The sequence below is a fragment of the Microbacterium keratanolyticum genome, from assembly GCF_016907255.1.
GTDB classification, from domain to species: Bacteria; Actinomycetota; Actinomycetes; order Actinomycetales; family Microbacteriaceae; genus Microbacterium; species Microbacterium keratanolyticum.
Genome location: NZ_JAFBBQ010000001.1, coordinates 528,631 through 540,835, shown reverse-complemented (window position 1 = coordinate 540,835; position 12,205 = coordinate 528,631). Strand labels below are relative to the sequence as shown.

The 12,205-nt window shown below is 67.8% G+C and carries 10 protein-coding genes; 8 read left to right on the top strand and 2 right to left on the bottom strand.

All coding sequences use genetic code 11. From position 1 onward, the window contains the following. Positions 1-55 precede the first annotated feature (55 nt). The 5 genes from JOD62_RS02660 (at position 56) to JOD62_RS02640 (ending at position 4,694) form a co-directional block, all read left to right on the top strand. Positions 56-826: a biotin--[acetyl-CoA-carboxylase] ligase gene (locus tag JOD62_RS02660; protein ID WP_204937779.1), complete on the top strand. Its 771-nt coding sequence runs from the start codon at positions 56-58 to the stop codon at positions 824-826. 64 nt (positions 827-890) lie between these two features. Next, complete coding sequence (locus JOD62_RS02655) at positions 891-1,442, top strand: PH domain-containing protein (protein WP_204937778.1); 552 nt, start codon at positions 891-893, stop codon at positions 1,440-1,442. 75 nt (positions 1,443-1,517) lie between these two features. Then, a complete protein-coding gene (locus tag JOD62_RS02650) occupies positions 1,518-2,642 on the top strand; it encodes a 5-(carboxyamino)imidazole ribonucleotide synthase (protein WP_204937777.1) in 1,125 nt (374 codons plus the stop codon). Between the two features lie 118 nt (positions 2,643-2,760). Continuing rightward, on the top strand, positions 2,761-3,228 hold the full coding sequence (gene purE / locus JOD62_RS02645; protein ID WP_204940029.1) for a 5-(carboxyamino)imidazole ribonucleotide mutase: 468 nt from the start codon (positions 2,761-2,763) through the stop codon (positions 3,226-3,228). After that, a complete protein-coding gene (locus JOD62_RS02640; protein ID WP_204937776.1) occupies positions 3,225-4,694 on the top strand; it encodes an LCP family protein in 1,470 nt (489 codons plus the stop codon). The genes purE and JOD62_RS02640 overlap by 4 nt, the downstream gene beginning before the upstream one ends. A 162-nt stretch (positions 4,695-4,856) precedes the next feature. Here JOD62_RS02640 and JOD62_RS02635 read toward each other — a convergent pair whose 3' ends face one another. Both JOD62_RS02635 and JOD62_RS02630 read right to left on the bottom strand, forming a co-directional pair. Beyond that, positions 4,857-5,420: a hypothetical protein gene (locus JOD62_RS02635; RefSeq protein WP_204937775.1), complete on the bottom strand. Its 564-nt coding sequence runs from the start codon at positions 5,418-5,420 to the stop codon at positions 4,857-4,859. Positions 5,421-5,569: 149 nt separating this feature from the next. Continuing rightward, entirely contained in the window at positions 5,570-7,327 is a 1,758-nt protein-coding gene (locus JOD62_RS02630; protein ID WP_204937774.1) for a DUF4012 domain-containing protein, read from the bottom strand. Positions 7,328-7,427: 100 nt separating this feature from the next. Between JOD62_RS02630 and JOD62_RS02625 the strand changes: the two genes are divergently transcribed. The 3 genes from JOD62_RS02625 to JOD62_RS02615 all read left to right on the top strand — a co-directional run bounded on the left by JOD62_RS02625 (position 7,428) and on the right by JOD62_RS02615 (position 12,138). Further along, positions 7,428-8,501, top strand: a complete 1,074-nt coding sequence (locus JOD62_RS02625) for a glycosyltransferase family protein (protein ID WP_239526523.1) — start codon at positions 7,428-7,430, stop codon at positions 8,499-8,501. Between the two features lie 66 nt (positions 8,502-8,567). After that, positions 8,568-9,617, top strand: coding sequence for a UDP-glucose 4-epimerase GalE (gene galE / locus JOD62_RS02620; RefSeq protein WP_204937773.1), 1,050 nt, complete (start codon positions 8,568-8,570; stop codon positions 9,615-9,617). 94 nt (positions 9,618-9,711) lie between these two features. Then, entirely contained in the window at positions 9,712-12,138 is a 2,427-nt protein-coding gene (locus JOD62_RS02615; protein WP_204937772.1) for an FG-GAP repeat domain-containing protein, read from the top strand. The last annotated feature ends 67 nt before the right edge of the window (positions 12,139-12,205 follow it).

Sequence of the window (12,205 nt, the reverse complement as noted above, 5' to 3'; positions counted from 1 at the left end):
CGATTCTCGCGGTTCTGCCCTGCGTGCGCACCCCACCGCGCAATAGTGTGGCTCCATGAACCTTCCGCACACCTCGGCCGCAGCCGCCCGTCTCGACATCGCCGAGGCGACGGGATCGACGAACGCGGACCTGCTGGCAGACGCGTCGGATGCTGCGGCGTTCCCGCACTTCTCCGTTCGTGTGACGGATGACCAGCGTGCCGGTCGCGGACGCCTGGATCGAGAGTGGACGGCGCCGGCCGGTAGTGCGGTGGCCGTGTCGGTGCTGCTGCGCGATCTGGAGATCGCGCCGGATCAGCGCGGATGGATTCCGCTGGCCGCCGGCGCGGCGATGGCCGAGGCGGTCGCCGCGCAGCTCCCCGATGCGCGGGTCGGGGTCAAATGGCCCAATGACGTGCTCGTCGACGGACAGAAGATCTGTGGCATTCTCGCGGAGGCGGCGGGCACTGGCGTCATCGTGATCGGCGCGGGGGTGAACACGGAGATGACCGCAGAGCAGCTGCCGGTGCCGACAGCCACCTCCTTCCGTCTGCGCGGGGTGACCTGCGACGTCGATCTCCTGTTGGCGGGGTACCTCGCTCGCCTGGATGCACACCTCACGGATCTTGCGGAGCACGGAACTGCGATCGCGAGCGGGCTGCGTCGTGCTGTCAGCGCTCGCTGCCTCACCATCGGACAGCCGGTCACCGCGCACCTGCCTGGCGGGGGAGAGCTTCGCGGAGAGGCCGTGCGACTCGCTGCGGATGGGCAGCTGGTGCTGCAGACGGAGGACGGCGAGGCATCCGTCGCCGCCGGGGACATCGTGCATCTGCGCCCCGCCTCCTGATGCATCCCCGACACACCGAGGGTGAGCGCCGTTGCGTGTCATCCCGACACGACAGAATGAAGTCATGACACAGCCCGTGGGACTCGGAGGGCGGCCCCTCATGCCGCCACCCGGCGCGCCCACGGAAGAGCGGCTCATCGCCCGATTCCACCGCAACGCCCGCCACCTGTTCTGGTCGGCGCTCGTGCTCATCGTCGTCAGCGGCGCCACGGCCTACTTCTATGACAATCTGCCTGCACCGTTCACCAACGGCATGCTGCTGGCGGCCGCCGGCCTCATCGTCCTGATCGCCGTCGTCGTGCCCTTTCTGATCTGGCTCTCGCACAGCTATTCCGTGACGACACGTCGGATCATCGCGCACAACGGCATCGGCGCTCGCCGCAGCCAGGAGATGTCCCACGCGCGGGGGTACACGATCACGGTGCGCCGCGGGTTGTTCCAGCGGATGTGGGGTGCAGGCACGGTCACCTTGACCAACGGCGTGGATGCGCCGCTGCGCCTGGTCGACATCTCGACCGTGTCGCTCGTGCACGAGACTCTCGCCGACCAGATCGAGGTCGGCCAGATCCTCGCGCACCGCAACGCGCAGTCCGCGACGACCACGCCCGGCTTCTGACCGCACGCGGATATCCGGTACGAGCGCGCTCACGGGTGCGGAACAATAGAGAAGACCGTTACCGAGGAGGACCTGATGGCGTTGCGCATTGGCGTGATTGGTGCAGGGCAGCTTGCACGCATGATGATTGCCCCTGCGGTCGAGCTGGGGCTCGACATCCGTGTCCTCGCCGAAGACGAGGGGATGTCGGCGCAGCTCGCCGCCACCGCCGTCGGCGATTACCGCGACGTCGAGACGGTGCGTCGCTTCGCCGCCGAGGTCGACGTCGTCACCTTCGATCATGAGCACGTCCCGCAGGAGGTGCTGCGCGCACTCGTCGCCGACGGCATCGCCGTGCATCCCGGACCCGATGCGCTGCGATTCGCGCAGGACAAGCTCGAGATGCGCGCCCGGCTCGCCGACCTGGGGGTTCCGCAGCCCGACTGGGCGCGCGTCGAGAGCCCCGAAGCGCTGCAGAGCTTTCTCGACGCCCACGGCGGGCGCGGCGTCGTGAAGACCCCGCGTGGTGGATATGACGGCAAGGGTGTGCGTGTCGTCGACAACGCACAGGATGCCGCGGAGTGGTTCGATCGCCTGGAGTCCGGAGATGCCCTCCTCGTCGAAGAGCTTGTTCCCTTCGTGCGCGAGCTCGCTCAGCAGGTGGCCCGCCGCCCCTCCGGTGAGAGCGTCGTCTACCCGGTCGTCGAGACCGTGCAGCGCGGCGGTGTCTGTGCTGAGGTTCTCTCGCCGGCGCCCGGCGCAAGCGAGAAGCTCATCGAGGTCGCCGCACGCATCGGCCGGGAGATCGCCGAGGGGCTGGGCGTCACGGGCATGCTCGCGGTCGAGCTCTTCGAGACGGACGACGAGCGCATCCTCGTGAACGAGCTCGCCATGCGCCCGCACAACAGCGGGCACTGGAGCCAGGACGGTGCGATCACCGGACAGTTCGAACAGCACCTGCGCGCGGTCGCCGACCTCCCGCTCGGCGACACCTCGCTGCGCGCACCATGGGCAGTGATGGTCAACATCCTCGGCGGACCGCAGAACGCCACGATGGGGGAGCGTCTCGACACGGTCATGCAGAAGCATCCGTCCGCCAAGGTGCACACCTACGGCAAGGACCCCCGGCCCGGGCGCAAGGTCGGCCACATCAACGTGACCGGCGATGACCTCGATGACGCCGTCTACGAGGCGCGTTCCGCAGCCGCCTGCTTCGAGTGAGCGTGGGATTCGCCTCGCCACACCGCGTGCGCAGAGGCGAACTCTCAGCCCTGACCAATAGCCTTATCGGGTGACTGGGCCACTGCATTCCTCCTCCGCGCCACTCGTCGGCGTCATCATGGGTTCCGATTCCGATTGGCGTGTGATGGCGGATGCCTCGCAGGCGCTGAGCGACTTCGGAATTCCGCACGAGGTCGAAGTGGTCTCCGCGCACCGCACCGTCGACAAGCTGGTGCGGTACGGCCGCGAGGCGCGGGCCCGAGGCATCCGCGTGATCATCGCGGGTGCAGGCGGAGCCGCTCACCTGCCGGGAATGATCGCCTCGACGACGGCACTGCCCGTGATCGGTGTTCCGGTCCCGCTCGCCTACCTCGACGGCATGGACTCGCTCCTGTCGATCGTTCAGATGCCCGCCGGCATCCCTGTCGCCACCGTCTCGATCGGTGGCGCAAAGAACGCAGGCCTCCTCGCCGCGCGCATCCTCGGCACGTCCGACGCTGCACTGGCGGATCGCGTTGAGACGTACGCGCGCGAACTGGAGGGACAGGTCGAGGCGAAGAATCAGCGCCTGAAGGACTCTCTATGACGCTGCTTCGTGAGCCGGCCACGTCTGCGCGCACGGGCCGCAGGCGTCTCGTCGAGACCGCACCGTTGCGCAACCCCGACACGACGTCACCGGCGACGATGACGAAGCGCGGATGGTGGTTGGTCGCCCTCAACATCCTTCTCCCGGGCTCCGCGCAGGTGCTCGCGGGCAACCGGCGGCTCGGCCGGTTCGGCCTCGGCGCGACGCTCACGCTCTGGGCCGTCGTGCTCGTCACCGCGGCGGCGGCGCTGTTCTGGCGTCAAGGCGTGCTGTGGCTGACGGTCGGCGGAGGCTGGGTGTCCTGGCTGGTGCAGACGATCGCTCAGATCGGCCTCATCGGATATGCCCTGCTCTGGATCGTGCTCACTCTGGACACGATCCGCCTCGTCCGGCTCGTGAAGGTCGCCCCTGCGGCGCGCGTCGCGATTCCGCTGGTCGCCGTTCTGGTCGTCGGACTTCTGAGCTCCGGTGCCGCCTACGGTGCGACGATCGTCGGCGCCGCCCGCGGCACGATCAGCACGGTGTTCAGTCAGAGCGGTCCGAGTCTGCCGCCCAGCGATGGCTACTACAACATCCTCCTGCTGGGTGCCGACAGCGGCGAAGGGCGCGACTCGATGCGCTTCGACAGCATCTCGGTGGTGTCTGTCAACGCGGAGACCGGCGCGATGACGATCACGGGCATCCCTCGTGACATGCCCGGGTTCCCGTTCGCACCCGGACCGATGCAGGATCTGTACCCGGACGGGCACGAGAGCCACGATGACGAGGAGTGCGGCTGGGGGAGCGGTATCAACCAGCTGCGCACCGAGGTTGAGGTGTGTCGCAACGAGTACAACGGCGAGAATCTCTACCCGGATGCGGTCGCGCTCGGCTCGGAGCCGGGCGTCGAGGCGACGAAAGACGCCGTCGAGGGCATCCTCGGCATCGAGATCCCCTACTACGTCTTCATCGACATGTACGGCTTCGCGGCGCTCATCGACGCTCTTGGCGGCGTGACCGTGACAGTGAACGAGCGTCTGCCCATCGGCGGCCCGCCCGAGGGTTGGGACGGCGATGACGTCAACGAGTGGGCGATCGGATGGATCGAGCCCGGAACGCAGGGAATGGACGGCGACACCGCGCAGTGGTACGCCCGCTCGCGATACACGACGAGTGACTTCGACCGCATGCTCCGTCAGCGCGAGCTGCAGCGGGCCATCCTCGCTCAGTTCACCCCCCAGAACGTGCTCACACGCTTCACCGAAGTGGCGGAGGCCGGGACAGCCATCATCGAGACCGATCTCCCGCAGGCGAAGCTTCCCGAGTTCTTCGATCTCATGTTGAAGGCGAAGGAGCAGGAGGTCACGACGATCGAGCTCACGCCCGACGGTGGCATCGACGAGTTCAATCCGGACTACGCCTACATTCAGCAGCTCGTGCAGCAGACGTTGCACCCACCGACACCGACGCCGACCCCCGAAGGCTGACGGACGCCGCCCGCAGGTTCGGTGTAGCGAGCGTGACAAAGGACACGAGCATGGGTCGATGCGCCGGAAAACGCAGACCCATGCTCATGCCGGAACGGCGGTGGCCCTGAGGGGAGGGGGAACCACCGCCGCCCGTCGGGCGGTCGCTGAGCGAGCCGCCCGTCAGACGCGAGAGCGGCGAACTACCCCAGTCGCCACTAGCGCGCCACCGGCTACGACGGCGAGTGCGCCGGCGCCGATCAACCACGGAGACACGGAGCCTCCCGTGAGTGCGAGTTCTATCCCTGTGCCACTACTCAGCGGGAGCTCGGTTCCCGCCGGAGCGGCGACGGCGTCGCTGCAGCTCCCCGGCGCGTTCCCGCCATTGACGACGGTGAAGCTGCCGAGGTGCGAACGCTGCGCCCCGGTGAACGTGACGGCATAGTCACCGTCTCCGCCCGGAGGGACGCCGATCGACACGACGAGGCTGCCATCGTCGGCTGCGACAGTGCCCGAGATCGGGGCACTCTCTCCGTTGAGCCCAGAGACAGAGACGGCGACATCTTCGCCGGCGAGGAAGAATCCTGCGCCGAAGCGGAATGTCGACACTTCGCACGGCTCGATGACAGGGTCATCGACCGTTGTGCGTGGATCCGTCACATACGGATCGGCCGCGTACGAGGCGGCAGGCGCTGCGAGAAGCAGCAGCCCTACGGCAACCCCAGTTACTGCAACTTGCTTGAGCATGTTTCTCCCCCAGTGAGATTCACGCGGAACCGCCTGAGCGTCACTCCCCAGCGTTGCTCAGTCGTCGGACCCCTTGCACCCCCACGGTGGTCGGAATCCAGTATCCCCAGATGTGGAACGAGCATACCCCACGGGCGCGCGCTGCGTCACTACTCGCAGACGAGTTTTTCTGGAGTGATCTCGAAGGTCTCGATGAGTGGCGTGTGACGCAGCTCGGTGAGGGCGTGGCCGGCTCCCGAGCCGCGGAAATCGACCGTGATCGTACTGTCGGCTCCGGGAGCCAACTGGACGGTGTGCTGGACGACCGGGCGCCCATCCAGCGTCGTGCTCTGCACCGGCTCCTCTGAGCCGTCTCTGCTGTCGGCGGCGAGTTCTGATCCGCTCGGACCGTAGACGGCGATGAGCGTGCGCGTCTCGCCCGCTGGCACCCCGTACCAGCCATTGCCCGTCACGAGAGGGGGCAGGGCGGCGGCGTCCGCGGGGGCGCCATTGCTCCAGGTGACCGTGACCCGGGTGATCGGCTCGCCACGGCACTCTCCGACGGCGAGGGTGAAGTCCGCGTCGGCGTAGTAGTCCATCTTTCCGCCGGTGATGTCATTGATCAGCACCCCGACCGTGGCGGCATCCGGAGGGTCCTGCGGCAGGGCGCCGCCCAGGCTGGATGCCCCGAGGAGCTCCTGCTCCTCGGGGTGCGCACTCCAGATGCGGATCCGGTTCTCATCAGCGGACTCTGCGAGGGCGCCGATGAGCTCACGGGGAGGAGCGGTCAGCGCCGCTCCGAACAGAGCAGCGCTCGCGTTCGCGAAGACCGCGTCCTGTGTGGCCTGATCCGGGATCGTGAGGTAGACCTCCGAGAGGAGCACATCGACGACGTTCTCACTGTCAAGGCTCAGCGCTCCGGCCGTCACCGGCCCCGTGGCCTCAAGCAGATGCGCAGCGACGACGGTGTCGACGGCGAGGACACCGTCGACCGTCTCGCCGAACGAGCTCTGCCACATCTCGGCGATCAGCGGGGCGGCCTCGGTGAAGTCGGGCACACTCGTCGTGTTCTGGATGAAGCGTCCCGGTTGTTCGTCGAAGAGAGCGCGCACCGGCGCAGAGAGGTCGAGCGATGATTCGCGCACAGGAAAGCCCAGCGTCGACGCGTTGCGCACGAGGGTGATCGCGCCTTGGTCTGCACGGATGAGCGCCAGGGCCCCGACGATGCCGCCGGAGGAACGCAGCTCGGCATTGTTCTGCATAGCGACGACATACGTCCGCGGTGCGTCGCCCCCGAGCATCGTCGGCAGCAGTGCGCTCGCGCCGTGCAGCGCGCCGACGACGGTGGATGCTTCGGTCACGGCCTCACGGAGCTCGTGGATCGCCTCGGCGAGTGGCTCGATCGTGGCATCCGCGTCGATGCGATCCGCGCGTGCTGCCGCATTCGAGAGTGAGGCGGTCGCCGCGCGGAGCGGAGGCTCGATGTCGGCGAAGGGGGCGAGATCGATCGCGCCGTCGATGAGGCCGACGCTGGACAGATCGATGTCGGCTGCCACGTCCACAACGGGTTTCAGGGCGTCGGATGCCACATCGTCCGCCACTTCCGCGACCTCGCGGACGGCCGTGAAGTTCGCTCCGAGCCAGGGGAGGATCTCGAAGCCGCGCCACACCGGGTCCGAGGTCAGCGCACGCGCGGAATCGGCATGGTCTGCGATCCTCGTCGCGATGTTGCCGGCCCGAGTGAGCTCCGCATCCGTGATCGCGGTCTTCAGCGCCGCGCCTTCGGCGGCGACCTGGCGCAGATCGTTAGTGGCGCCGATACCCCGCACGACGACCCAGCCCACCGCCACCGCAAGGAGCAGCCCGAGCAGGAGGAGCGTCGTGACCACCCAGTGCGGTCGCTTTCGCGGAAGCCGGCCATCGCTCATGGGAGCATTCAAGCACGGTGCCCGGCACCTGCAACAGGAAGCATCGGCGACGCCGGGACGCCTCAGCGGTCTCACGGCTGGCCGCGGCTACTCTCGAATCATGGTTCAGCTCCGCGTCGTTCTCGATCAGACCGGATCTCCCACAGCGGGAGACGACGCCTGGGTGGCGCGATCGTTGGCGCGTGGTCTCGTCGAGACGGCGCCCGCGGGTTGTGATGTCGCCGCGATCGTCCCGAACGGTGCGGAGGACACCATGATCCCGGGCGTCTCCGAGGTGCATCGGATGCGGCTCGGACGCCGCGAGCTCGCCGCAGCCTGGCAGTTCGGCGTGCCTGCCGGCGTCGGCGCCGGCATGATTCACGCTCCCTCTCTCCTCGCACCGCTGGTGCGCCACGACCGCGTGCACAACCACGACCAGACCGTCGTCACGATCTGGGACCTCTGTGCGTGGGAGAACACCGCGGGACTGCCCACGTCGACCGCTGCCTGGCAGCGGGCGATGCTGCGTCGCGCAGTCAGACACGCGGACGCCGTCGTCGTGCCTTCGCACGCCATCGCCGCTCGACTGGGGGAGCACGCCGCATTCGGGGACCGCGTCCGTGTGATCGCCGGGGCCGCACCGACGGGGTTCGCTGTCCCCGCAGACGCGACGCAGCGCCGCGAAGACCTGCTCATCCCGGACCGCTATGTCGTGATCGTCGGACGGGGCGATCAGCTCGGCGACGGCTTCGCCGCCGCGGCTGCAGCGGGACTGGAGGCGGTCGTCCTCGACGTCGCCGAGGGAGCCGAGCCGGAAGTCGTCGCGCGCGGTGCAGCCGCGGGGCTCTCCGAACGTGCTGTGCACGCACGAGGACGAGGAGAAGTGCGCGACCGCGCATCCGTGATCGGAGGCGCCGAGGCGCTCCTCGTCGCGGGAGATGGTTTCGCGTGGCCGTGGCGGGCGATCGAGGCGCTGGCACTCGGGGTGCCGGTTGTCGCCGTCGCGTCTGACGTGCACGCGGATGTGCTCGCTGACGGCGCCGCCCTCGTGGGCGTCGATGAACTCGCAGACGCACTGATCGATGCGGTCGGCGACGGCGCGCAACGCGCTCGTGTGCTCGCCGCCGATCGCGGCCGGGCGTTCTCCTGGCAGGGAGCGGCCGAACGCGTGTGGGCGCTTCACGCCGAGCTGTAGACAATTCCGAACGCACAGCGGCTGCCCGGGTAGCCTGAACACGATTTCTGAAGGAGAGGAGCCCCGATGCGGGTGCTCATTACCGGCGGTGCCGGATTCATCGGCTCGCACACCGCGGTCAGTCTCATCGAGCAGGGCAACGAGGTCGTGATCGTCGACAGCCTGGTCAACAGCGCGCCCGATGTCGTGGAGCGGATCCACACGATCACGGGTGTTCGTCCGGCGTTCTACGGGTTCGACGTCCGGGATGAAGACGAGCTCGACCGGGTGTTCGCGGAAGCGGTGCCCGACGCGGTCATCCACTTCGCGGGGCTGAAGGCCGTCGGCGAGAGCGTCGCGAATCCTCTTGAGTACTACTCCCACAACATCGATGCGATCTTCTCCGTGCTGCGCGTCATGCAGCGGCACGGCGTCGGACGCCTCGTGTTCTCGTCGTCGGCAACGGTGTACGGCGACAACCAGCCGTCGCCCTACACCGAGAGCGGGGGACTGCTGGAGGCGACGAATCCCTACGGGCAGTCGAAGGTCATGCAGGAGCGCATTCTCGTCGACGTCGCGCGCGCAGACCCGAGCATGAGCGTGGCGCTGCTGCGCTACTTCAACCCCATCGGCGCCCACCCCAGCGGACTGATCGGCGAAGACCCGAGCGGGATTCCGAACAACATCGCTCCTTTCATCACCCGCGTCGCGATCGGTCAGCTTCCTGAGGTCAGCATCTTCGGCGACGACTATGACACCGCCGACGGCACCGGCGAGCGCGACTACGTTCACGTGATGGATCTGGCCGAAGGCCATGTCGCCGCCCTGCGCGCGATCACGCAGAGTCCCGGCATCCGCGCCTGGAACCTCGGCACGGGCACACCGACCTCGGTCCTGCAGCTCATCGCGGCGTTCGAACGCGCGACCGGTCGGCAGATCCCACGCCGCATGACCGGCCGACGTCCCGGCGATCTCGCGCGCGTGTGGGCGAGCACGGCCCTCGCAGAGCGCGAACTCGACTGGCGTGCGACGCGCTCGATCGATGAGATGGCCGCCGATGCGTGGCGCTGGCAGTCGAAGAATCCGCACGGATATGCGTCGCCACCCTCCGGTGACGGCGCCGTGCATCGCGACTGAGGGGAATGCGAGGCAGCAGAATGCCTCCGAACTTGCGCGTCATAGGCGCGTGTCCCGCCCGGTCGAGCGCTGATCATCAGACAGACTGTTGGGTATGACTGGACCCTCCCCACGTCCACGACGAGCCTTCGCGCCCCGACGACGATTCGCGTCGCTGCTGGCCGTCGCTGCCGTTGTCGCGGCTTTCCTCGTACCTCAGAGCGCATCCGCCGCTCCTGCCTCGCCTGTCGACGCCGTGAAGACGGCGGCCGTCGCGAGTGCGGTCGACAGCGCGGTGCGCCCGATGGGGCTGGAGGGGTTCACTCCGGGAAACATCATCTCCGATGACGTCTTCTTCAACAACCGCTCGATGACCGAGGCGGAGATCGACGCCTTCATTCGGAGCAAGGTGGCCAGCTGCACGTCCGGGTACACCTGTCTCAAGGACTTCCGGATGAGCACGCCGACCCGTCCCGCGGACAGCTACTGCGACGGCTACGCGGGCGCGGCGAACGAGTCCGCCGCGCGGATCATCTACAAGGCGTCCCAGTCCTGCGGCATCAACCCGCAGGTTCTGCTCGTCATGCTCCAGAAGGAGCAGGGACTCATCACCCACACGTGGCCCAGCCAGTGGCGATACGACATGGCGCTGGGACAGGGATGCCCCGACGACGCGCCCTGTGATCCCCAGTTCGCCGGATTCTTCTACCAGATCTACGGTGCCGCCCGGCAGATGAACATCTACACCGAGGGCTACTGGTTCACCTACTTCGCGCCGGGTTACACCTGGCAGGTGCAGTACCACCCCAACCGCGGATGCGGCACGGGCCCGGTCTACATGGAGAACGCCGCCACCTCGGCGCTCTACTACTACACGCCGTATCAGCCCAACGCCGCTGCTCTCCGCGCCGGCTACGGCGAAGGCGACAGCTGCTCGAGCTACGGCAACCGCAACTTCTACAACTACTTCACGGACTGGTTCGGCTCCACGCAGGACACCTCGGGTTCGGGATCGCTGCGCTCCCCGAACACCTCCAGCTACATCACGACCGTGGACAGCGCCGGCGACGTCTGGGCCTATCCGGTCGGCCCAGGTGCGTCTGCGGCGCGATCCAAGCTCGCGACGGGCGTCGGCGGGGCGACGGTCATGATGGTCGGGGATCTCGACGGCGACGGCACCCGGGACGCGCTCATGCGCAATGGTGCGTCGGTGATGGTCATGTACGGCTCCCCGGGTGGCCTGACGAACGCGAAGCCCCTTGCGGTCGACTGGTCCAATGTCGTCCTGGCGACAGCAGCGGGAGACATGTCCGGCGACGGCGTTCCGGACGTGCTCACGACCGACAAGGCCGGCACGCTGCACCTCTGGCGCGGAGACAACCGCGGCGGCTTCCTGCCTCCGATTGTCGTGGGCTGGGGCTGGGGCGGCATGACGACGCTCATCGGCAACATCGACATGTCCGGAGATGGCAACCTCGACCTGGTCGCCCGCGACAGCGCCGGGCGCCTGTGGGTGTACTACGGCAACAGTCGTGGCGGATGGGTGGGTTCAAAGCTCATCGGCACCGGCTGGGGGAACTTCACCTCGATCTTCAGCGCCGGCGACTTCGACGGCGATGGCTGGGCGGATCTGCTCGCCACGGATACGGCGGGCAACCTCCTGCACTACTACGGACAGAGCTGGATCGGTCTCACCGGACCCGTGCGAGTGGGGACCGGATGGACCTCGATGCGGTCGAACGGCGGAGCGGGGCCTGCCGCTGGCGTGGTCCGCCCGCTGCAGCCGGGCACCGGTGACATGGACCTGGACGGCGCTGTGGACGTCACGGCTCTCGCCGGAGACGGCTCGGTCACCCTCTACCGCGGCGACGGCGCGGGGAGCTGGCGGGGGACTCTCCCGCTGGGCTCCGGTTGGAGCGCGGCGGACAATCTCCTGCCCATGGGTGACTTCAACGGAGACGGGTTCCGGGACCTCGGCCGCGTGACGCCGTCGGGAGATTTCTACCTCTATCCCGGAACCGCGGACAAGAAGCTGGGAGCACCGGTCAAGATCGGCAACGGCTGGCACACGCTCGGTCTGCTGATTTCGGGTATCGACTTCGACGGCGATCGCATCCCTGACGTCCTCGCGCGTACCAGCTCGGGAGAGCTTACGATGTACCCCGGCAACGGCAAGGGCGGATGGAAGAGCGGCGCTGTCGTCATCGGATACGGCTGGAGCGGCTTCGACGCTGCCTTCAATGTCGGCGACTTCGACGGCGACGGTCGTTCGGACCTGCTCGCTCGTACCCCCGCGGGTGCACTGTGGCTCTTCCCGACGACCGGTTCAGGGAGTTGGGGGAACGCGCGACAGATCGGCAACGGCTGGGGGATGTTCAGCAGTCTGATCGGTCCCGGCGACTTCGACGGCAACGGCACAGTCGATGTCCTGGCACGCACTCCCGGCGGTGACCTGTACCTCTATCGGGGCAACGGCGCGGGCAGCTGGGGCGCCAGCAACCGCATCGGCTGGGGCTGGCAGGGCTTCGTAGACCTCGGATGATGCGGCGCCGTGGCCGCTCACCTGAACGGCCACGGTCAGCCCGCACCCATAGAATGACGGCAATGAT

What these genes read in the sequence shown, in the direction of transcription:
- JOD62_RS02660 (WP_204937779.1), top strand. Translation starts at nt 56, where the DNA reads ATGAACCTTCCGCACACCTCGGCCGCAGCCGCCCGTCTCGACATCGCC.
- JOD62_RS02655 (WP_204937778.1), top strand. Translation starts at nt 891, where the DNA reads ATGACACAGCCCGTGGGACTCGGAGGGCGGCCCCTCATGCCGCCACCC.
- JOD62_RS02650 (WP_204937777.1), top strand. Translation starts at nt 1,518, where the DNA reads ATGGCGTTGCGCATTGGCGTGATTGGTGCAGGGCAGCTTGCACGCATG.
- purE (WP_204940029.1), top strand. Translation starts at nt 2,761, where the DNA reads ATGGGTTCCGATTCCGATTGGCGTGTGATGGCGGATGCCTCGCAGGCG.
- JOD62_RS02640 (WP_204937776.1), top strand. Translation starts at nt 3,225, where the DNA reads ATGACGCTGCTTCGTGAGCCGGCCACGTCTGCGCGCACGGGCCGCAGG.
- JOD62_RS02635 (WP_204937775.1), bottom strand. Translation starts at nt 5,420, where the DNA reads ATGCTCAAGCAAGTTGCAGTAACTGGGGTTGCCGTAGGGCTGCTGCTT.
- JOD62_RS02630 (WP_204937774.1), bottom strand. Translation starts at nt 7,327, where the DNA reads ATGAGCGATGGCCGGCTTCCGCGAAAGCGACCGCACTGGGTGGTCACG.
- JOD62_RS02625 (WP_239526523.1), top strand. Translation starts at nt 7,428, where the DNA reads ATGGTTCAGCTCCGCGTCGTTCTCGATCAGACCGGATCTCCCACAGCG.
- galE (WP_204937773.1), top strand. Translation starts at nt 8,568, where the DNA reads ATGCGGGTGCTCATTACCGGCGGTGCCGGATTCATCGGCTCGCACACC.
- JOD62_RS02615 (WP_204937772.1), top strand. Translation starts at nt 9,712, where the DNA reads ATGACTGGACCCTCCCCACGTCCACGACGAGCCTTCGCGCCCCGACGA.